The sequence below is a fragment of the Alkaliphilus crotonatoxidans genome, from assembly GCF_054658015.1.
The window spans coordinates 1,319,336-1,340,879 of sequence record NZ_BAAHXS010000004.1; the positions used below are offsets into that span (position 1 = coordinate 1,319,336).

Below are 21,544 nucleotides of genomic sequence, written 5' to 3' on the forward strand. Positions count from 1 at the left end.
ATGAAAAGGGGGAAGAATGCTTTGTGGAGATTCTAAGTCCAGGTGAAAAAATTAAACGTTTGAGAAAGAGCATTGGTTTAAGGCAGGATCATTTAACCAACGAAGAAATTACTAGAAGCTTAGTGAGCATGATCGAAAACAACAAAAGGCCCTTGACCCATAAGGCGGCATTAATTATTGCCGACGCATTAAATCAATATTACAAAAATCTTGGCAAGAAAATAACACCTGAATATTTGATGGAGTCAGAGACAGAACAGGCTGAAAAGATGATTCATGCAAAGTTTAAGAAAGTGCAATATATATTGAAAAAGTCTGATTTAAACAACGAAGAAGAAATCAAAGCAGATTTTAATTATCTGATAAAAATGTCCAGGCATTGGAATTTAGAAAGTACTTTAGCCTATTTACTATGGGAAAGAGGACAATTCTTCTATAATCGAGGACAATATAATCAGGGATTAGATGACTTTTTAAAGGCGATCGGATTTTATCTTAGAGAAAATCAACAAAATCATATCTATACCCTCTACTGTCAAATTGGAAGCTGTCATTACCATCTGGCTCTTTATGAGCAGGCTCTGTTATATTATGATCGGGCCTACGAGTTACTCACTGAGGGAAATGTAGAGTATGGGGCCAAGAAAAAAATGAAGTTATTACTTGATCAAACCCTATGTTATAGTAGGTTGAAACGATTTGACAAAATATTAAATAAAATAAATGATTTTAAAGAGTTAAATTATTATTCAGATGAGTGCTATAGTGAAATGTTATTGATTGAAGCCAATACCCATCGTGATTTAGGGAATATGGAAAGGGCCAGTATGCTTTATGACAAGCTTATGACGAAATTTGACAAGCTAACACCCGAAATTTATATGCAGGTAAATGAAAACTATGCGGTATTACATAAAAAGAATGGCGATACGAAGACCTGTCTTCAATATTTACAGCAAGCACAGATATACGGAAGATCATTGGCCCCAGAAAACATGGCCAGACTCCTTTATAAAGAAGCAAAATGCCTTGTTGAACTGAACCAAATACAAGAAGCAATTGAACGGGTTAAGGCAGGAATCGGTTACGCAGCAGAAGAAAAGGTTTCCATTGAAACTAGACTGGAGCTTCATCGTTTGTTAATTGACATACAGCTTCAGCAGGGAAATAGGCAGAAGGCCTATGAAGAATTAACCAGATTGGAAGATTTGATCGGCGAAAGGGAGATTACCGTCAAGGAATTAGCTGCCTATGCTTGTTTGATCGGTTTGCATTGCAGGGCAGAAAACTATTTACAATGCCTTAAGTACGCCAATCTGATTCATCAATATAACGAAGATTTACATTCACTATAGCCATATCGTTAATAGACACCTTGGCGGGGTGTCTGTTTATTTTAGGTGAGAAAACTGACAGCAAGAATTTAGATAAAATTAATAAATGAAATCAACTATCAATCCAATAAAATGCTATAATTAGGTTAATTCCCTTTAATTTAATTGATTATTTACCGTCAAACAGGCAATATTGATCAATAGGAAATAAATTCGCCTACTGAATTGACATCGATAGTGATTGGAGGACCTTATGATTAAGCGAATAATAAAGTATATTTTGTTTTTTGGTGTTTTTGCAATTGTCTATGGAGGAATGAATTACTACCTGTATTGGAATTTGACGCAGGTCTTTCTATTTGAGGGATATGGCCTAATTGCCTTAAGGCTGTTGTTTTGGCTGCTGGGCGGTGCCTATTTGATTACTCAGCTTATAAAAAGAAAGCGACACCTTCCAGGTCTATCCTACCTGGGGGCCGCCTGGATGGGAGTATTGTCAATTTCACTAACTGTATTTATGCTAAAGGATATCATATTGTTTTTTGTTCCGGTTAGCCGGCAGCTTGCTGGCAGAGCTGCCTTTGGAATCAGTGGGTTTCTCATATTACTTTCGTTACTCAATGTTTCCAAGGGGCCTAAAATAAAAAGGGTACCCATCGTCCATCAAAAGCTGAAGGGTAAGAAGGCATCCTTGGTATTGCTTTCAGATGTACATCTGGGCTCCATGACTACAGAAGCATGGTTAAAGGGGATTGTTGAAAAGATAAATCAGCTTAAGCCTGATTTCGTGGTTATAACCGGTGACCTGGTGGATGACAGCTTCGCTGCAGTAGAAAAATTTGCTCCTATTATGAAAAACATAAAAAGCAGGTATGGAACCTTTGCTGTTGCAGGAAATCACGAGCATTATCAAGGAATAGACAATTTTATTAAATTTCTTGAGGCTGCCGATATTACACTATTAAATGATCAATACTATGAATTGGCCAACGGGATCAATTTAATCGGTATTGATGATTTGGGGGTTTCCCGTTTCGGCGGCCTTCAACAGCGACTTGAAAAAATAATAAAGGACTGTTCTAAAGAACAGTTTAACATATTATTGATTCATCAACCCGTTGGGTTTCATCAGGCGGCTGAAATGGGGGTAGATTTGCAGCTTTCTGGCCATACCCACAGGGGCCAGATTCCACCTTTGAATTTATTAGTATATCTTTTTTATCCCTATGCCTATGGTCTCAAGGGTTTTCAAGATTCCTTTATCTATACCACATCTGGAACCGGAACATGGGGTCCGCCCATGCGGTTGTTTTCCGATTGTGAAATTGTTTTTATTGAAATTAACTAACGTTTCCTCTTTGCCTTTAACCCTTTGTCCCATTCCTCTTTGTAAAAGGGTTCAGAGCTTAGGGCATCTACATTTTTCACCATATCCAGGGGCATAACATAGGAGTTCATATCCTTTTCAAGGATTTCAGCATCTCTTTTATTGTAGGTAGAATCGATTATATCCTGTGGATTCCGGAAGCTGTTTTTACTTTTTCGATTCATCAAATAACCTCCCTTAAGGTTTCGTATTTAATAGATGAACAGTGACATTTAAATCCAACTAATTTTAACTTCTTTCCATAGTATATGTAGAAATGCATCTTAATAAATTGGAAAAATTATTAAAAAATATGCCGTTTCAACTAAAAAAATGCTACAATATAAATGAATAAAAACGATTGCATTTTTCTATGGATAGATAAAAGGAGGAGAATGAATGTTAGTTGGAATAGTCGGAGGCGGTAAAGGTGGTGCAGCGATACTGAAGACCTTGGAAAAAATGCCTGAAATTACCGTGGCTGGTATTGTTGACATAAAAGAGAATGCACCAGGAATACAATTGGCAAAATTACTAGGAGTCTATCATACCAATCGGATTAGCGAGCTGCTGGATAAAAGAATGGATATTGTTATTGAAGCCACAGGGTTAAGGCAGGTTCAGGAGGAGATTGATCAGTTTAATCGTCATAATATTACTGTTATGTGCAGTAAAGCTGCCAATTTAATGATGCTATTGGTTGAGAACGAAGAGAAACTAGTGGAAAAAATAGAATCACAGATCAAAGAAGTAGAAAAAATTAGCGAGGTTACATCTTCTGCCATTGAAAAAATGAAAGAGAGTATTGACAATACTGCAAATTTAAGTGTAACACTCAATTCCTTTGCTTCAAATACAATGAATTTGGTTCGGGAAACTGATAAGATCATAAAAATTATGGGACAAATTACACAACAAACCAATATTTTAGGCCTGAATGCTTCCATTGAGGCTGCCAGAGCAGGAGAACAGGGCAAAGGCTTTGCCATTGTTGCGAAGGAGGTTCAAAAGCTGGCCAACAACAGCGAAAACTTCACAAAGCAAATTGGAACGATTCTAAAGAGCATTACAGAAGAGGTGGTTAATGTCTCAAAAGAAATCAGTAAGCTCAATAATGTTTCTGAGGATCAAAAAGAAGTTGGTAAAAATCTGGAGGAAGCAATAGACAAGCTGATTCTTAATATTCATGAGCTATAATGAACCTGGCGGGGGTGAAGGAATGTCTTATGAGTCAAAGATAAAAGACAGATTTACAGATGCATTATTTGAAGCCATTTTAAAGCTTGAAAGCATTGAAGAATGTTATCGTTTTTTTGAGGATATCTGTACAATTAAAGAGCTGCAGTCAATTTCCCAGCGACTGGAGGTTGCAAAATTACTGAAGGATGGAAAAACCTACAGCGAAATTGAAGATGCAACCGGAGCCAGTACCGCTACAATTAGCCGGGTAAATCGCTGTCTTCATTATGGGGCCGATGGCTATAAGCTGATTTTGGAAAAGCTGGACAACAACTAACGAATATCATTAAGACAAAACGGGACTCGATTAAAAAATCGGGTCCCTTTCAAGTTTAGCGATTCAGATGAAAGGCCTCATGCAAAACATTGACCGCCTTAATGGCATGGGTTTTGTGAACTAAACAGGAAATTGTTGAATGGGAGTCGGAGCTTTGAAGTATGTTTATTCCTTCCTTGGCCAGGGCATGAACAATAGTGGCCATCACCCCTGGAATACCAGTAATTCTACTGCCGATAATTGTTACCTTACTGCAATCCGTTACAATCTCATAGTTTAGCTTTAAGTCATCCAGCAGTTTTTTTAAAAGCTGACATTGATTTTCCTCAATGACAAATACCTTCTTATCGACAAAAAAGTTAATCATATCAATGCTGATTTTTGCATTGGCCAGGGTTTCTAACAGCATACTGTCACTATTAAGGTCATTGGCAATCATAACAGAAGCCTGGGCAACGGAATCTCGATGGGTAATGGCCGTCAGCAGCCTTGGGGTTAATTCCGTTGAAAAGGGGCTTACCCCTGATTTTCGGTGATAATGAATGATCGTACCGGGGTGATTACTCAAGGTATTTTTTATTTTTACAGGCAAATTACTGTTTTGGGCAATTTCCACCGCCCTGGGGTGAATGACCTTGGCACCCTTTTCAGCCATTTGAAAAACTTCTTCATAATTTATTTCATCAATGATTTTGGCAGAAGGAACCACGTTGGGATCAGCCGTCATGATACCATCCACGTCGGTATAAATTTCAACCTCCTCGGCCCCTAGGGCTACACCCAGGGCAGTAGCGGTAGTATCGCTGCCCCCTCGACCCAGGGTAGTTACCTCTCCCCCTTGGGTTGCGCCTTGAAAGCCGCAAACAATTACCACTAAATCCTGCTCTAACAAAGATAGAATTCTTTTTTCATCAATTGATTTAATTTCTGCATGACCAAAATAATCATCCGTTTCAATTCCGGCCTGCCATCCGGTTATGGGGACTGCCTGAATTCCTGCCAGTTCCAGCTGAGCTGCCAGGGCGGCGGCTGATATTATCTCACCACAGCTCATTAAAAGGTCAAGGATTTTGGGGCTGCAATAGGGGTTATCCCCCAAAACAATGCTTCTAAGGGTATCGGTAGCATAGGGATCACCCTTTCTGCCCATGGCAGATACCACCACCACCACCGATTTTCCATTGTTTCGTGCAGCAATAATTTTATCGATTACCTTAGTGCGTCTTTCCTTAGTAGAAACCGATGTACCGCCAAATTTTTGCACAATAATATTCAAGGAGATCACCTCGTATAGTAAGATCGTTTATAAGCCTATATTATCTAAATTATGCTTATATCTTATAAAGGTTCATAGATAAAGTCAATGATAATCGACTAGGCTGTACATTTTCATAAGAAAAAGCACAACTTTTTTTAAAGAACATATCATGTAATGAGACCATAAGGGTCAGATACTATAATGGAGGTGTAGGATATGAGTGAAGCTGTAGGTGGTACAGGGGGACTAGGTGGTTTTTTTAAAGGCGAAAGCAGTATTTTGTTCTTCTTCCTGCTGTTGGTAATTATCTTCTGCAACTGTAGTCTATTCAGAGAATCAGGTGATAGCTTACTGTTCTTCTTATTACTGCTGGTTGTCCTATTTGGAGGCCGCTGGATATTTGGTTGCTAATAAAGGGGTAGGGAACTACCCTTTTATTAGTCAACAAGCTGAACCTGTCAGACACCTCAAGTCATTGAAAAGGTTAATCTGGAAATAGGGGAGGAATATATGAGTAATAGGGCTGTTTCTAACTTCTTTGGGGAAAGCAGTATATTATTCTTCTTTTTGCTTTTGGTGATTATCTTCTGTAATTGTAAGGTATTTACTAATAAAGACAGTTTACTGTTCTTCTTCTTGATTTTAATTATTCTTTTCTGTGGGGTAAGTGGCAGACGTTTTTTATGCTAATTAAAATATAATTTGATTATTTATATTACGGGATGTTAAAATGGAACACTTTAATTAGCATTCTCATAGTATATGGTAGAACGTTAGCCGTTCTTAAATCCATATATTATTAATAGGGAAGGTGAAAAATGTATGAGTGATGTAGGTACAACTAGCGGCTGCGGAGGCGGCATTGGCGGCATATTTACTAACAATACCAGCCTTTTGTTCTTTTTCTTATTGCTGGTAATTATCTTCTGCAACTGTGGTATCTTTAAGGGCTCAGGCGACAGCTTATTATTCTTCTTCTTACTGCTGGTCCTTTTATTTGGTGGAAGACGGTTCTTTGCATTTTAGCCAATGAATCAAAAAAGGAGGAGAAATCCTCCTTTTTTGATGTTTAAAGTTTACAAACCCTTCATGTTGAATGGTATTTTTTTTGGTATAATATTAGAAAATATAGTAAATGAATCATGGAGGGGAAAATTCAATGGAATTTGTACTAGATCTTCACTGTCACACCATTGCCAGCGGCCATGCCTATAGCACCATCTTGGAGCTAGCAGACTTTGCATCAAAAAATCATTTGCAGTTAATTGCCATGACAGACCATGGGCCCACCATGCCTGCCGGTGCCAATTTACTTCATTTCAACAACCTGAAGGTAATCCCTCAAACTTTAAAGGGAGTTGAAATATTAAAGGGTGCAGAGGTCAATATTCTAAACCATCAGGGAAAGCTGGACATCCCCGAAGAAATCCTGTCGAGGCTGGATTTTGTTATTGCCAGCTTTCATAACCAGTGTATCGAGCCAGGCTCTGCTAAGGAAAATACCAAAACCCTGATCGAGTTAATGGAAAAGCCCTATATCCAGATGATTGGTCATCCGGGAAATCCCAGTTATCCGGTTGAAGTCAAGGCCCTGGTTAGGGCGGCCAAGGAAACCAATACCCTGCTTGAATTGAATAACAGCTCTTTAAAGCCCGACAGCTTCAGAAAGGGCAGTAGGGAAAATTGTCAGGAAATATTAAAGGAAGCCCTGAAACAGGGGGCCAGACTGGCCCTGGGAAGCGATGCTCACTTTGCCCATCATTTAGGTCACTTTCCCCATGTTGAGGCAATGTTTGAGGGGCTTTCCGTACCTGAAGAATTAATTGTTAACACCTCTACCCAGGCATTAAAGGAATTTATCAGGCGAAAGAAGCCCTCCCAGATCGATTAATTTGATTTGGGTTTTTTATTTTTGTTTTTGACAGCCCAAACTATATGGTATATGATAATAATATACATATGATAACGATAATCTATATCAATTAATATTTTGGGAGAGGATACCATGAACCTGAATCACTGCTATTGTTTAAATAATAAAAATGACGATTTTTTAAAATGGTATGTAGAGCTGCTGGGGCCCGTACTATTGGGGGTGAAACCGGCAGAGATATTGAGCTTTCCCCAGCATAATCAGCGAAATATGGAAATCGTTGAAGGAGTTATGGCATTATTTAGTCAATCCAGACAAATACAGTTTATCAATATTCATCATCATGAAAGATGTCAAAAAATCCTTTTCTACAACAGCAGCGCACTGATTCAAACCCTGACCCACAAACAAAATCATAAATTTTTAATGGAATTGGGGTATCCTCAAGTCTTTACCCTGGAAAGCTATATTGCTTTTCTATTACAAAAAATGGATGGTGGCAGGGTTCCCGATGAGATCGGACTATTTCTGGGGTACCCCTTGAAGGATGTCATTGGATTTATGGGCCACCCTGCCCTAAAGCTGACCAAGGTGGATGGGTGGCGCTTTTACGGAGACACCAGGGCTTCAGATGTAAAAAGGCAGCAAATATTACAGGCCAGGGAATCAATTAAGGGATTATTATTGAGAAAAAGCCCCCAAGATATCATATTATCAGCATAGAAGTAAATAATAACGAAGCATAGTCGCCCTTATGGCAGGGGCGACTTTTTTATTGGTTATGATTCAACCCCGATGCAGTAATTAAAACTGGCTGGAAGGGATATTTTTTTGTTATTTTTGCTTCATTATGTCCTTTTGTTGAAGATATACTTCAAATAAGGTAAGATAATATATATTAAGCTAAACAAAAGGAGAGTTTTTAATGAACCTAGTACATTTAAACGGCCCGCAACAGGAGGCTGTTCGTCATACAGAAGGGCCGCTGCTAATTTTGGCCGGTGCCGGCTCGGGAAAAACCAGGGTACTGACCCATCGAATTGCGTATTTGGTGGAGGAAAAGGGAATATCGCCCTATCGAATATTAGCCATTACCTTTACCAATAAGGCTGCAAAGGAAATGAGGGAACGGGTAGAGACGCTATTGGGAGACAACTGTCGGGACCTCTGGGTGAGTACCTTCCACTCCTCCTGTGTCAGGATTTTACGGAGAGATATAGATAAAATCGGCTTTGAGAGAAACTTCGTCATCTATGATACCTCTGACCAGGAAATTGTCATGAAGGAATGTATTAAAGGACTGGGGCTGGATGATAAGACTTTTGCGCCAAGGGCGGTCTTAGGGGAAATAGGCAGGGCCAAGGATCAACTGATGGGGCCCAAGGAATTCCTAGAGACCTACCGGGGCGAATATAGAAAAGAAAAAATCGGTAAGCTCTATGAAATGTACCAGCAAAAGCTGCGGGGAAATAATGCCCTCGACTTTGATGATCTGATTATGAAAACCGTAGAATTATTTTCTGCCAACCCAACCATATTACATTATTATCAGGAAAAATTCCAATATATATTGGTAGACGAATTTCAAGATACTAACCTTTCCCAATACCAATTGGTCAGTATGCTGGCCAGAGCCCATCAAAACCTCTGTGTCGTAGGAGACGACGACCAATCCATTTATAGCTGGCGAGGGGCCGATATTCAAAATATCTTGGGCTTTGAAAAGGATTTTCCGAGGGCCCACGTCATTAAGCTGGAACAAAACTATCGGTCTACGGGTAGCATTTTGGATGCAGCCAACCATGTGGTTTCCAATAATCGTCAGAGAAAAAGCAAGCGGCTGATTACAGATAATCCAAGGGGTGAGATCATTCAGTATTATAAGGCCGTTAATGAATATGATGAGGCCCAGTATATTACTACCAGCATTAAGAAAATAATAAAGGAAGAACATAAGTCCTACGACAGCTTTGCCATATTATATCGTACCAATGCCCAATCCCGGGTTTTAGAGGAAGCCCTGATGAAGGAAAACATCCCCTATCGTCTTTATGGGGGCATTCGATTCTATGATCGTAAAGAAATTAAAGACATTTTAGCCTATTTAAAAATTATTGAAAACCCTGTAGATGATGTGAATCTTAGTCGAATTATCAATGTACCGAAGCGAGGAATTGGGCTGAAAAGCATCGAAAAGGTGGCAGAATATGCTGCTCAGCGGGGGGAAAGCCTCTTTAGTGCCTTTTTGGATGTAGACGACATAGGCGGTCTATCTACCCGAGTAAAGGTACAGGGCAATCAGTTTACAGAAATGATTGTGAGTCTGATTGAAAGAAAAGATCAATTAACTGTGACAGAGATAGTAGATGAAATCTATGAGAAAACCGGGTATCTCAAGGAGCTTCAAATGGAAAATACAGTGGAGGCAGCCAGCCGGATCGAAAACCTTCAGGAATTTCGCTCCTTAACCCAGGATTTTGATCAAAATTCAGAGGTTAAAACCCTGGAGGAATTTTTAGCCAGAACCTCCCTGGAAAGCTCTGTCGATACCCTGGAGGAGGGGCAGGATTCAGTGGTACTGATGACCCTGCACAGTGCCAAGGGCCTGGAGTTTCCTGTGGTATTCATTCCAGGAATGGAGGAAGGAATCTTTCCCTCTTATATGTCGATTCAGGAGCAAAATGAGGAAGAGGAGCGGAGGCTATGCTATGTGGGGATTACCCGGGCCATGGAAAGACTGTATATGACCCATGCCGTAATGAGGACCCTCTATGGACGAACCAGCTATAATACTCCCTCTAGGTTTATTGATGAAATTCCCCAGGAACTCATTACGAAGGAAAGGGCCTATGACCGTAAAAAAGAGATGCTTAAGATGCAAACCTCGCCGCTTTTTAGAGGCGAGATGCTTCATTCAGGGCGAAGGGCCACCCCTGCTCCTTCCTCCAATACGGGAGAATATAAGGCAGGAACAAAGGTGAGACATCCTAAATTTGGTCAGGGCACCATTGTGGCCGTTGATAAGGATATGCTAAGCATCGCTTTTCCCCAGGGAGGAATTAAAAAAATTGCGTCAACCTTTATCCAATTAGACATAATAGAATAAAAGGGCTATAGAGGTGAAGATATGGAAAAAATTCAAAGAATGAAGGAATTGATTCATCAGCTTAATGAGCACAATTATCGCTACTATGTATTAGATGAACCTATTATTTCAGACAAGGAATATGATGCAATTTATGATGAATTAACCCAGCTGGAGTCAGAGACTGGAGAAGTTCTGCCGGATTCTCCAAGCCTCAGGGTGGGGGGGGATCCTTTAAAGACCTTCCAGTCCCATCGGCATTTGGCACAATTATGGAGTCTGGATAAATGCAAAACCGACCAAGAGCTGATTAACTGGGATACCAGGGTGAAAAAGCTTTTAGAGGGGCATGACGTACCCATTGAATATGTGATGGAATATAAGTTTGATGGGTTAACCCTAAACCTGACCTATGAGGATGGGAGGCTGGTACAGGCCGCCACCAGAGGAAACGGCATAGTGGGTGAGGGGATTTTGGAACAGGTAAAAACCATCAGGTCGGTTCCCTTGACCATTGATTTTAAAGGAAAACTGGAGGTTCAGGGGGAAGGGCTAATGCGGCTTTCGGTTTTGGAAAAGTATAATGAATCAGCCCCAGAGCCCCTCAAAAACCCGAGAAATGCTGCGGCAGGAGCCTTAAGAAATTTAGACCCCAAGGTGACAGCCTCCCGTAACCTCGATGCATATTTTTATAATATCGGATACTACGAAGGAATTCAGTTTGAAACCCATACCCAGGTGATTGATTTCCTAAAGGAAAACAAATTCCCTGTCAGTCGATTCACTCAGCGATGTAACGACATTCATGAGGTGATTAAAACCATCGAAGGGCTGAAGGAAGCCCTGGGGGAGCTGGACTTTTTAATTGATGGGCTTGTTATAAAAATCAATTCCCTAAGGGCACGGGAAATACTGGGATATACCCAAAAGTTTCCCCGTTGGGCCATGGCCTATAAGTTTGAGGCCCAGGAGGTAACCACCAGGGTAAGGGCAGTCATATGGCAGGTGGGGCGTACTGGGAAGCTAACCCCCTCGGCTGACCTGGAGCCTGTTGATATTGGCGGGGTTACCGTGGGAAGGGCCACCCTTAACAACTGGGACGATATACAAAGAAAAAAAGTAAAGGTAGGCTGTCGGGTATGGTTAAGGCGATCTAACGATGTTATTCCGGAAATCATGGGGGCCATTGAAGAGACCTGTGACCAGGCAGTAGAAATTCAAAAGCCGACCCATTGTCCCGCCTGTGGCAGTGAGCTGCATGAAAAGGGAGCCCATATTTTCTGTACCAATTCCCTCTCCTGTAAACCCCAACTGGTATCAAGAATTGTTCACTATGCCAGCCGAGATGCCATGGACATTGAAGGCTTCAGTGAAAAAACCGCTGCTCAGCTCTATGAGGCCCTGGGCTTGAAGGGAATTGCTGACTTATATGAGCTTAAATATGAGGATTTGGTTTCTCTGGAGCGGTTCGGAGACAAAAAAGCAAGAAATCTGCTGGAGTCCATAGAAAAAAGCAAGGATTGCAGCCTCGATGCCTTTGTTTATGCCTTAGGGATTCCCAATGTGGGCAGAAAGACTGCCTCAGATTTAGCCAAGCATTATCAATCCCTCGATGCCATCATGGAAGCTAAATATGATGAACTGATCACCATTCCCGATGTAGGGGGGATCGTAGCCAACAGTATTATAGAATTTTTTGAAGATGAAAAAATTTGTAAAAGTATTGAGAAGCTCCTGAAGGCGGGGGTCAAGCCCCATCATGAAGCCCAGGCTGTTGTTGAAAATCCCTTTAGTGGTAAAACCATTGTGGTGACCGGTACTTTAAATCATTTCAGCCGTAAGGAAATCAAGGATTTATTAGAAAAGCTTAATGCCAAGGTGGCTGGCAGCGTCAGCAAAAATACAGATTATTTAATTGCGGGGGAGGCTGCCGGGTCTAAGCTGGATAAGGCCATGGAAATCTTAAATTCAGGAGTAGAAACCAGCTTGAAAATATTACAGGAAGATGACTTTATCAAAATGATATAAAACGTTTAAAAGACCTTAAACCAGAATATAGCTGGCTTGAGGTCTTTTTTGATATAAAGCCACTTTCTTAGGGGAAAGTGGCTTTATCTGCAGTATGGCAGCATATTTCAATCTGCTGCTAAATAAAGGTTCAGTAATTAGCAGAAGAAGTGTTGGCCGCCGAATAATAGGACTAGTAACAGGAAGAAGAATAGAAGGCTGTCACCTGATCCCCTAAAGATACCGCAATTACAGAAAATGATCACCAGAAGCAGGAAGAAGAACAACAAGCTACTTTTGCCTCCCCAAAGAGAACCTATACCTGTTGACATACATTTACACCTCCTTTTAGATGAAAAAAATAAGTTTTTGTACTATAGTCTATGAAAAATAATAAAGGAGGTGTTAAAAATTCCCCCATTCTTTAAAATTTTGATGGGGGAATTTCTATTTCTGGGATGAATTTATTTCTTTTAATTTTTTAATTAGTGACTGAAAGGCCCTTTCATGCTCCGCTTCAGTAACCCTTAGCTCCTTGAAGTAATTGGCTATCTCCTCGAAGCCTTCTTCCCGGGCAACCCTTTCATATTCACGGTAAAGGGTAACAGTTTCATAGCGTTCTCCCTCTACAGATCGTTTTAAATTAGTCAAAGTATCCTTGGTTCCATTTAGAAACCCATAGATCCCCTCGGCATGAGATTCCTCATGTTCAGCCGTTTTAAAAAACAGGTCGGCTATTTCCTTATATCCTTCCTCAAGGGCCTTTTGACCATAAAAAACATATTTATTTCTGGTTTGACTTTCCCCTGCAAAGGCAAGCCAAAGGTTCTTTTCTGTTTGTGTTCCTTTTAAATCCATGGGTTCCCCTCCTTATGGTTTTAATTTATTTTAACATAGATTAACCAAATATAAAATGACCCTTTCAGGGGAAAAAATTTAGCTTTTTCAATTTATAATCCCTTGGGAAAATATTGTGTTAATTAATTGACTGATAAGTACTCTTATGATAAAATTTATATCGTATATAAATGATAATCACTATCAAAAGGAAGGTGTTCAAGGATGAGCATTTACCAACTTTCAAGAAATAATAGCTGTATTATAGAAAGTCTGCCATCTCTGGGGCTTTTAAAATCCCTGGGAATGAGGGAGGGCATGAAGGTTAATGTCATGTCAAAGCAACCCTTTGGCGGCCCAATTGTACTGCAGCTTGGAAGAAGAAGCATTGCCATCTCTAAATCAGTGGCAGAGCTAATTACCGTTAAGGAGGTAATTTAATTGAGTTGTCATGTGCAGGAAGCTGAAATAACCACGGCTGAGGGAGAAATAAAGGTTCTGCTAATGGGAAATCCCAATGTAGGGAAAAGTGTTATTTTCTCTAAATTAACAGGGATGGACGTCATTGCATCGAACTATGCCGGTACAACCGTTACCTTTACCCAGGGGGGTATTACTCATCAGGGAAAAAAGGGACAACTAATTGATGTACCTGGTACCTACTCCCTAGAGGCCACTTCTCAGGCCGAGGAAGTGGCTGTACAAATGCTGGAAAGGGAAGTGGCCGATGTCATTATTTGTGTTTTGGATGCCACCAACCTTGAGCGAAATCTAAACCTGGCCCTGCAGCTACGCCGTTATCAGTACCCCGTTGTCTTTGCATTGAATTTAATGGATGTGGCAGAGCAACAGGGAATTCAAATTGATACCAAGGCCCTGGCAGAGGAGCTGGGAACCGTTGTAATCCCTACAATTGCCATTAGAAATATTGGATTAAGGGAAATTCTTAAAGAGACCTGGCGACTGAGCAATGAAAAAGACAAGGTGGAGCCCATTGCTTCCATGACCCAGGACGAGCGTTGGAAAAGGGTAGGACAAATTATTAATCGAGTTCAAAGGCTGGAAGACAGGCAGCCGACGTTTTTAGAGAAGTTTGGTGACGCTTTGATCAGACCCTTCCCTGGTATTCCCTTTGCAATCCTGACTTTGGCGCTGGTACTGGGGATTGTAGTAGGTGGTGGAAAGGCAATTCGAGCTACGGTCTTATTACCTTTACTTAATAACGTCTATGTACCCTTTATTAGTTCGATTGTCTCTAAATTTGTATCAGAAGGAATTCTATATAATGTGTTGGTAGGGGAATATGGAATGTTGATTAAGGGAATTGAGTGGCCGGTGGCATTAATTCTTCCCTACGTATTTTTATTCTATATTGCCCTGTCGTTTTTAGAAGATAGCGGATACCTGCCAAGACTGGCGGTTCTGGTAGATGGAATCCTGCATCGTATTGGTATTCAAGGGGGAAATATCGTTCCCATGATTATGGGCTATGGCTGTGCGGTACCGGCTATACTGGGTACCAGGGCTGCCACCACCCACAAGGAAAGGGTAATGGTTGCCGCCATGGTGTCACTGGCAGTTCCCTGTGTTGCTCAGACCGGGGCCTTTATCTCTTTATTGGGTGATCGTTCTGTTTTAGTATTAATACTAGTATATTTAATTTCCTTAATGGCTATTTTTCTTGCCGGCAAAACCTTAAACAGGATTATACCAGGCAAGACTGACCCAATTTTGATTGAAATTCCCAATCTGCTTATGCCAGATCGACAATCCTTTTTAAAAAAGGTCTTGATGAGAACCAAGCATTTCATGATTGAGGCAGAGGTGCCGATGCTATTGGGAATCGCCTTTGCAGCCCTTGTTGCCGAAACAGGAGCCCTGAACGCATTGGGGGTATATATCGAGCCTGTAATTGAAGGCTGGCTGGGTCTTCCCAAGGAAGCTACCATTGGGTTGATTCTGGGTATCATTAGAAGAGAACTGGCAGTATTGCCCCTATTGGAGCTGGAGCTCTCTACCCTTCAGTTATTGGTGGGAGCCGTGGTTGCTTTATTCTATTTACCATGCCTTTCAGTTCTGGGGGTATTAATCAAGGAATTTAAATTAAAAACAGCCCTTTTAATTGGATTATCCACATTTGTCATAGCCATTTTGGCGGGTGGTCTCATTAATCAAGTGGGATCTTTAATATTAGCGTTGTTTTAGCAAGTTAGGAGCGTGGAACCGGTGAAATTGATCCCATTCTTCACCACAAAATTAGAAAAAATATGTGCCTCTTCAATGCTTCTAGTCAAGCTGATGAGCATCTATTATAAAAAAATAGTCAAGCGGGAGGTAGCCCTGGGCGAAATATCCAGTCGTGACCAGGTTCTCTGTATTGGAGGAGGCCCCCTTCCCTGTACAGCCTTAGAGATTGCCTGCCAAACCGGAGCCCATGTTCAGGTGGTTGATATAGATCCCCAGGCGGTCAATATAGCCAGGCGAGTGATTCGGAGCTTGAATATGTCAAAGCAGGTGAAGGTGTCTCTGGCTTCGGGGCAAATTGTCGATGCATCCCATTATTCAGTGGTGCATGTGGCATTACAAGCCCATCCCCACGAGGAAATCCTTAAAAATATTTGGAAAAAGGCTCCCTGTGGTACCAGAATTTTAATGAGAAGTCCCAGAAACTTTTTGAAAAGTCTTTATGACTATATGGCTGCTGAGTGCCCCTGCGGCAAATGTAAGCAAATAGAGCAGCGTAATTTGACAATGAATTCTACCCTTTTATTTACGAAGGAAGGGGAGGAGGAAGTCAATGAAAAAGTACCTGCTGCTTTTGATCACCTTGTTGTCGATGGGGCTGGTTCTATGGTTGGCTGATCTGGAAAAGGTCTATGGTGCCCTTAGACAGGTGGATTATCGTATTGTGATTTTGGCTTGTATCATGCAGCTGTTAACCATATTCTTAATTACCTTTCAATGGTACAGCATTGGAAGGCAAATGGGGGAAAAACTGTCCTTTATTCAGCTGTTTCATGTAAATATGGCAGGTACCTTTGTAGAAAGCGTTACTCCCTCTGTCAAGGCTGGTGGTGAAGCTACCAAAGTCTATATGCTGATTAACCGATTGGGGCTTTCCGGGGGAAAGGCTGCTGCCATGGTAGGCCTTCAAAAAACCGTCAGTATGGCGGCATTCTTAATGCTAAATTTTGTTTCAATGCTTTGGTTTATGCTAACCATAGGCTTTAAGGGCTTTTATGGTAAACTGCTTTTAGGGAGCTTTGTCGTATTATGTTTGTTCCTGATTTTATTGGTATTATTATTGCTTTATCCCCATCGTATACAAAGCATTATCGGGCGCTTTTTAAAGGCAGAGAAAAGAAAAAGGCTTCAAAAGCTAACTGAGCAGTTTATTACTTCAGTCAAGGAGGCATTAAGGCAAAGGAATGTAGTGGGAAGACAGCTCTTATTTGCCCTGTTTATTTGGTTCTTTTATGCCTTCAAGGCCTACTTTATCAGCCGGGGCCTAAACTTACCCATTAGCTTTGTGGCTATTACAGTTATTACCTATTTAACCTACATGGTGGCCATGATCCCCCTGCTGCCCGGGGGACTGGGGACCTTTGAAGGCAGTATGTCTTTTTTGCTGACACCCTTTCAAATTCCCCTTTATCAAGGAATGGCCATGGCCATTATTTTACGCTTTGTAACATTTTGGTTTGTGTTTCTGGTCAGCGGTCTTTATTTTGCCCTCTTTACCCTGTTCAACGGCAGAAGGGGAGCTGTAAATAAAATATAAAATAATTTGAACCTATAAGCAGCAACAGTGCCTTTTCTTCAAAGGTACTGTTTTTTTATGAAATAAATTTTACAACGTTGCTTATAATAGCTTTAGATTCTTTTTTTGTTCAGCTTTATCTTTAAAATAGGCACAGCTTTTTTCTGTGGTTGCAGTAATTGAGGTTGCGTGGGTAAGGGTACATACACCATCGCTTTCATATAAGCATGGATGATTACAGTTTATTGTTGTCATGAAATCCACCTCCTGTAATTAGTTTAATCATAAAGATGCAGACAATTCATTGTAATAATTGCTACTTAAATTAGAAAATTTTTGTAAGGGAGCGATTCAATGTATTTTCCTGATTTTGAAGAAACCGGCCGGGTGTACCATATCATCCCCATACAGGATTTAAATAAAACCATCACCTGTGGAATCAGCTTTGATGATAAAATCAGCTATCAAAATCAATATTTCGATTTTCATAACTGGATTGATCAGCACAAGCCCCATTGGCTGCCTAAGTGGGTTATACGAAAAAAGGCCATATTTGCCACCATGAACTATCATAGCTCCCCCAGCTTCCATTCCCACAGTGCTGTTTTAGCCATTAGGGTGAATCCGAAAAGGTGCTGGATCGCCAATGAAAGTCGTGCCAATCAGTTGTATGAGCCCTTTATTCTTAGGCATACCCAGGGGCTGGAGGGGGCCAATCAATACTTGAAAACTAAGGGAGCAGAGATGATTAAGGAATACTGGGAAACTTCCTTGAGCTTTGAAGATAATCTTAAAAAGAGAAGGGACTTAACAGAAAAATATGATGCAGAGGTATTGGTTATGGAGTCAATACCACCGGAAGATATAGAAATTCGCTATATTATATCAGATCACCGGTTGCTGACCCCGGCTCAGTGGAAGCGCATTTTCTGTATGTAAGAAGTCCCGCCATATGATATAATACGGTTAGAATGGCTAAAGGGGGTTGACTAAATGAAAATTGGAAAAATACCAACAGAAATTTTGCAGGAAATTGTTTTTTCAAATATACAGCGTCGTCGAAGGGAGGTACTGGTGGCTCCGGGTGTTGGCGAAGATTGTGCTGTCATTGATTTTGGTGAGTATGTTTGTGTTATGAGCAGCGACCCCATTACAGGAGCCGCCAGGGATATAGGCAGTTTAGCTGTACATATTTCCTGCAATGATATTGCTTCAAATGGAGTGGCACCACTGGGAATTATGATGACGATTTTAGCTCCCCCCGGCACCACCAAGGAGGAACTGGCCCAGGTAATGGCCGATGCTAATCAAGCCGCTGCCTCAATTAATGTAGAGATTATAGGCGGCCACACAGAAATTACTGATGCAGTTAATAAAATGGTCATATCCACCACCGCTCTGGGACGCCAGCTGAAAAAGCAGATGATTTCCACCGGCGGTGCCCAAAGGGGTGACGCTGTCGTCATGACTAAGCATGCTGGTCTGGAAGGAATGGCGATTATCGCAACAGACCTCTATGACAGGCTGATTAAAACCTTTGATGCTGCCCTATTGCAGGAGCTTCAGTCCTATGGAAAGGACATAAGTGTTGTAAAAGAAGGCGTCATAGCTGGTGGCCTGGGAATTGTCAACAGCATGCACGATGCAACCGAAGGCGGAATTTTGGGCGCCTTATGGGAAATAGCCGAGGCTTCAGACCTGGGTATAGAGGTTTACTTCGATAAAATTCCCCTTAGGCTGGAGACTAAAAGACTGGCTGAGGCCCTGGATATCGACCCCTATCGTTTGATTTCAAGCGGTGTCATGGTGATGACTGTGGCCCAGGAACATAAAAATACCCTAATCGACACCCTTAAGCAGGCTGGCATACCAGCAGCAGAGGTGGGGAGGATTATAGAGAAAGAACGGGTACTGCTGAAGCAGGGAATCAGAACCCCCCTGGAGGCTCCCCAGGTGGACGAGCTTTATAAGGTAATCGAAAGAGGATAAAAGGAAAGGCCCCAGGGCCTTTTTTTCATTATAAAAGGCTAAAAGAAACCCAATTATTACAAATGAAAGTCATTATTACATGTTCATGACATTTGTCGGGATTTGTTGACATAAGTTTTTTTAAAATGATATAACTAATATAGAGTGGTGAAAATATCCGGGAAAACTGTTGTTTTATGTTTTTGAACATTCAGTAACGATGATGCCGATATAGTCTTTGGCACGAGGAAACCATCAGTAGAGGGAGGACATGTCGATGAAAAAAATAATTTCAATTTTGTTAGTTCTACAGTTTATTTTTGTTGCCACAATTGCAGCCTATGGAAATCAAAGCCAGTCCACTGTCCAGATGACCATGGATGGAAAACTGGTCAAATTCCATGTGGTGCAGTTGAAGCTGAATGATAAACTAATCAAATCTGATGTGCCTCCCGTATTATATAACGAGCGTACCATGGTTCCTCTGAGGGCCATTATGGAAAATCTTGATGCAGAAATAGAGTGGGACGGAGAAAACTATCAAGTAATGGTTAAAACAGCCTCAAAGGAGATTCTATTAAAAATTGACAGCGAAGTGGCCATGGTCAATGGGGAGGCCCTGAGGCTTCCCGATGATGTGCCCCCAAAGCTGATTAACAACAGTACCATGGTGCCAATTCGCTTTATTGCAGAAACCATTGGAATGGAAGTGGGCTGGGAGGATGAAACAAGAACCGTACTCCTCAGCTTAAAAGAAGAGGAAGAGCCCCATAAGCCTGATGATTCCCTGCCCCCTAACGAGACAGAGGAAAGGGTTGCTGTAAAAGATGTTAAAGTAAATATCAATAAGGGCCTTCCAGAGATAAGAATAAAAACCACTGGCAAGGTAAACTATGATGAAATGAATTTAACCAATCCAACCCGGTTAGTGCTGGATTTGAAGGATGTTCAATTTGATATAGAGGATTCAAAGAATTTATTAGCCAACGGATCCTATAGTGAGTCCATAACACATTCGGTTTTAAAGGCTGTCAGGCTGTCTCAATTCAGCAAAGACCCCTATGTTACCAGGGCGGTTGTGGAAATGAACGGCGAAATAGGTCATGAGATCAGCTTTGATGAGAAGACCAGCGAGCTGGTCATTCAGTTTAAAAACTATGTCAGGTCGGTTAAGACGGAGTTAATTAATCTGAAGGAAGTCGTTGTAATTGAAGGGGATTTCGTTGAAAATTACAATATAATCCAGCTGGAAAATCCAAGACGTCTGGTGGTAGATATTAAAGATTCCTACCTTCAGGGTAAATCCTATGAAGTAAACGTCAATGGGCGTGTAGCAAAGGGAGTTAGGGTTGCTCAATTTACTCCCGATGAACACTACAAGCCTGATGATAAGATCGTTCGTGTAGCGATAGACCTGCAAAACGGCGTCAATAGTAAAGACTTTTATTATGAGCTAAAGGATCATCAGCTGCTGATTCATCTGGAAGGCAAGCCCTATAGTCAAATCAGCTATCAGGAGACCGGCTGGACAACAGCAAAGCTAATCTTTAAGGGTGAGGGCGCAGGAAATTACAAAGTTTCAAAGCCTGGGTCAAATCTAGTGGAAGTATTGATTCCAAAGGGAAAAAATCAAACGTTGGAATTTTCAGATATTAATATCGGAGATCACATGATCAGGGATGTGAAGGTAGACAGTAGCGACAAAACAAATCATCGGGTTCTTATTACCTTGGAAAGTGATGTAGAGCTGAATGTTCCTGCTGCCTCCAATAGCAGTGAACTGGTGCTGGAGCTTAAAAACTCCAATCGGAATCGTCAGATTTTGGTTGTCATTGATCCGGGACACGGAGGCCATGACCCAGGTACGACCTCTGCCATATTAAATAAAAAGGAATCAGAAATTGTGCTGGATGTAGCACTGCGACTTGATAAGATGCTAAAAGAGGCAGGCTTTAGAACCTATATGACTAGAAACAATGATACCTATATTGCCCTACAGGATCGGTCTGATGTGGCAAATCAGCTGAAGGCTGATCTGTTTATCAGTATTCACGCCAATGCTTCAACCATGCTGGACCCAGTCACAAAGAAACAAATACCAAATCCTGCACCCTATGGTATAGAGACCTATTATCATCCAAATAAAGAAAATCTGACCAAGTATAATCAAAGCAGCACCATGGCCAAGCTCCTTCAAAAAGAACTGGTGAAGCAGTTGGAAGGCCATGACAGAGGTGCCAAGACAGCCAACTTCTTTGTATTAAGGGAGACGACCATGCCGGCCATATTAACTGAACTGGGCTTCTTGACCAATCCCGAGGAGGAAAAGAAGCTGACCACAGAAAGCTATCGTCAAAAGGCTGCTGAAGCGCTATTTAATGCAACGGTACAATATTTTGAACAAACAAAATTCAATTAATAGTACGATTTAAATCTAAGGCCAATTGTTTGGCCTTTTAGATTGTCTAAATAATTAAATTGAGACTATCTATTTAGACAAATTGCGATTAAAATGAAATTAGGTGCACACATAAAATAGG

22 protein-coding genes are annotated in these 21,544 nt (G+C 41.2%); 18 read left to right on the forward strand and 4 right to left on the reverse strand.

Features of this window, described 5'->3' with window-relative positions:
- The first annotated feature begins 23 nt into the window (after window positions 1–23).
- Together ACYQ1I_RS08760 and ACYQ1I_RS08765 are read left to right on the forward strand one after the other, a co-directional pair.
- Complete coding sequence (locus ACYQ1I_RS08760; RefSeq protein WP_459764389.1) at window positions 24–1,355, forward strand: hypothetical protein; 1,332 nt, start codon at window positions 24–26, stop codon at window positions 1,353–1,355.
- A gap of 232 nt (window positions 1,356–1,587) precedes the next feature.
- Window positions 1,588–2,682 (forward strand): metallophosphoesterase, encoded by a 1,095-nt coding sequence (locus tag ACYQ1I_RS08765; RefSeq protein WP_459764390.1) that lies wholly within the window; start codon window positions 1,588–1,590, stop codon window positions 2,680–2,682.
- On the opposite strand, the gene ACYQ1I_RS08770 is transcribed toward ACYQ1I_RS08765, so the two are convergent.
- Complete coding sequence (locus tag ACYQ1I_RS08770; protein WP_459764392.1) at window positions 2,679–2,885, reverse strand: hypothetical protein; 207 nt, start codon at window positions 2,883–2,885, stop codon at window positions 2,679–2,681. The genes ACYQ1I_RS08765 and ACYQ1I_RS08770 overlap by 4 nt on opposite strands.
- Before the next feature lie 214 nt (window positions 2,886–3,099).
- Between ACYQ1I_RS08770 and ACYQ1I_RS08775 the strand changes: the two genes are divergently transcribed.
- Both ACYQ1I_RS08775 and ACYQ1I_RS08780 read left to right on the forward strand, forming a co-directional pair.
- On the forward strand, window positions 3,100–3,897 hold the full coding sequence (locus ACYQ1I_RS08775; RefSeq protein WP_459764394.1) for a methyl-accepting chemotaxis protein: 798 nt from the start codon (window positions 3,100–3,102) through the stop codon (window positions 3,895–3,897).
- Window positions 3,887–4,216 carry a YerC/YecD family TrpR-related protein gene (locus ACYQ1I_RS08780; protein ID WP_459764396.1) on the forward strand — a complete coding sequence of 110 codons (330 nt, stop codon included), beginning with the start codon at window positions 3,887–3,889 and terminating at the stop codon, window positions 4,214–4,216. Before ACYQ1I_RS08775 ends, ACYQ1I_RS08780 begins: the two co-directional genes overlap by 11 nt.
- Window positions 4,217–4,271: 55 nt before the next feature.
- Here ACYQ1I_RS08780 and dapG read toward each other — a convergent pair whose 3' ends face one another.
- Entirely contained in the window at window positions 4,272–5,501 is a 1,230-nt protein-coding gene (gene dapG, locus ACYQ1I_RS08785) for an aspartate kinase (RefSeq protein WP_459764398.1), read from the reverse strand.
- 189 nt (window positions 5,502–5,690) lie between these two features.
- Between dapG and ACYQ1I_RS08790 the strand changes: the two genes are divergently transcribed.
- The 7 genes from ACYQ1I_RS08790 to ACYQ1I_RS08820 all read left to right on the forward strand — a co-directional run bounded on the left by ACYQ1I_RS08790 (window position 5,691) and on the right by ACYQ1I_RS08820 (window position 12,677).
- Window positions 5,691–5,885, forward strand: a complete 195-nt coding sequence (locus ACYQ1I_RS08790) for a hypothetical protein (RefSeq protein ID WP_459764400.1) — start codon at window positions 5,691–5,693, stop codon at window positions 5,883–5,885.
- A 411-nt stretch (window positions 5,886–6,296) separates the two neighbouring features.
- Entirely contained in the window at window positions 6,297–6,500 is a 204-nt protein-coding gene (locus ACYQ1I_RS08795) for a hypothetical protein (RefSeq protein ID WP_459764402.1), read from the forward strand.
- 133 nt (window positions 6,501–6,633) lie between these two features.
- Entirely contained in the window at window positions 6,634–7,365 is a 732-nt protein-coding gene (locus ACYQ1I_RS08800; protein ID WP_459764404.1) for a phosphatase, read from the forward strand.
- 114 nt (window positions 7,366–7,479) lie between these two features.
- A complete protein-coding gene (locus tag ACYQ1I_RS08805) occupies window positions 7,480–8,070 on the forward strand; it encodes a DUF3793 family protein (protein WP_459764406.1) in 591 nt (196 codons plus the stop codon).
- A 202-nt stretch (window positions 8,071–8,272) separates the two neighbouring features.
- Window positions 8,273–10,453 carry a DNA helicase PcrA gene (pcrA, locus tag ACYQ1I_RS08810; protein ID WP_459764408.1) on the forward strand — a complete coding sequence of 727 codons (2,181 nt, stop codon included), beginning with the start codon at window positions 8,273–8,275 and terminating at the stop codon, window positions 10,451–10,453.
- Between the two features lie 21 nt (window positions 10,454–10,474).
- Window positions 10,475–12,460, forward strand: a complete 1,986-nt coding sequence (gene ligA / locus ACYQ1I_RS08815; RefSeq protein WP_459764410.1) for an NAD-dependent DNA ligase LigA — start codon at window positions 10,475–10,477, stop codon at window positions 12,458–12,460.
- Window positions 12,461–12,554: 94 nt separating this feature from the next.
- The gene (locus ACYQ1I_RS08820) at window positions 12,555–12,677 is read left to right on the forward strand and encodes a hypothetical protein (protein WP_459764412.1); all 123 of its coding nucleotides are present in this window, start codon (window positions 12,555–12,557) and stop codon (window positions 12,675–12,677) included.
- 209 nt (window positions 12,678–12,886) lie between these two features.
- Here the strand turns inward: ACYQ1I_RS08820 and ACYQ1I_RS08825 are convergent, their stop codons facing one another.
- A complete protein-coding gene (locus tag ACYQ1I_RS08825; RefSeq protein ID WP_459764414.1) occupies window positions 12,887–13,297 on the reverse strand; it encodes a rubrerythrin family protein in 411 nt (136 codons plus the stop codon).
- 204 nt (window positions 13,298–13,501) lie between these two features.
- On the opposite strand from ACYQ1I_RS08825, the gene ACYQ1I_RS08830 reads away from it, so the two are divergent.
- The 4 genes from ACYQ1I_RS08830 to ACYQ1I_RS08845 are packed head-to-tail and all read left to right on the forward strand — an operon-like array spanning window position 13,502 to window position 17,057.
- Entirely contained in the window at window positions 13,502–13,717 is a 216-nt protein-coding gene (locus ACYQ1I_RS08830) for a FeoA family protein (protein ID WP_459764416.1), read from the forward strand.
- Window positions 13,718–15,481, forward strand: coding sequence for a FeoB small GTPase domain-containing protein (locus ACYQ1I_RS08835; RefSeq protein WP_459764418.1), 1,764 nt, complete (start codon window positions 13,718–13,720; stop codon window positions 15,479–15,481).
- 21 nt (window positions 15,482–15,502) lie between these two features.
- Window positions 15,503–16,138 carry a nicotianamine synthase family protein gene (locus tag ACYQ1I_RS08840; protein WP_459764420.1) on the forward strand — a complete coding sequence of 212 codons (636 nt, stop codon included), beginning with the start codon at window positions 15,503–15,505 and terminating at the stop codon, window positions 16,136–16,138.
- Entirely contained in the window at window positions 16,074–17,057 is a 984-nt protein-coding gene (locus ACYQ1I_RS08845; protein WP_459764422.1) for a lysylphosphatidylglycerol synthase transmembrane domain-containing protein, read from the forward strand. Before ACYQ1I_RS08840 ends, ACYQ1I_RS08845 begins: the two co-directional genes overlap by 65 nt.
- A gap of 81 nt (window positions 17,058–17,138) precedes the next feature.
- On the opposite strand, the gene ACYQ1I_RS08850 is transcribed toward ACYQ1I_RS08845, so the two are convergent.
- Complete coding sequence (locus tag ACYQ1I_RS08850; RefSeq protein WP_459764424.1) at window positions 17,139–17,291, reverse strand: hypothetical protein; 153 nt, start codon at window positions 17,289–17,291, stop codon at window positions 17,139–17,141.
- Between the two features lie 99 nt (window positions 17,292–17,390).
- Here ACYQ1I_RS08850 and ACYQ1I_RS08855 point away from each other — a divergent pair, with 99 nt between their 5' ends.
- The 3 genes from ACYQ1I_RS08855 to ACYQ1I_RS08865 all read left to right on the forward strand — a co-directional run bounded on the left by ACYQ1I_RS08855 (window position 17,391) and on the right by ACYQ1I_RS08865 (window position 21,423).
- A complete protein-coding gene (locus ACYQ1I_RS08855; RefSeq protein WP_459764426.1) occupies window positions 17,391–17,975 on the forward strand; it encodes a hypothetical protein in 585 nt (194 codons plus the stop codon).
- Between the two features lie 54 nt (window positions 17,976–18,029).
- Complete coding sequence (locus ACYQ1I_RS08860) at window positions 18,030–19,025, forward strand: AIR synthase family protein (RefSeq protein ID WP_459764428.1); 996 nt, start codon at window positions 18,030–18,032, stop codon at window positions 19,023–19,025.
- Between the two features lie 256 nt (window positions 19,026–19,281).
- A complete protein-coding gene (locus ACYQ1I_RS08865) occupies window positions 19,282–21,423 on the forward strand; it encodes an N-acetylmuramoyl-L-alanine amidase family protein (RefSeq protein WP_459764430.1) in 2,142 nt (713 codons plus the stop codon).
- The last annotated feature ends 121 nt before the right edge of the window (window positions 21,424–21,544 follow it).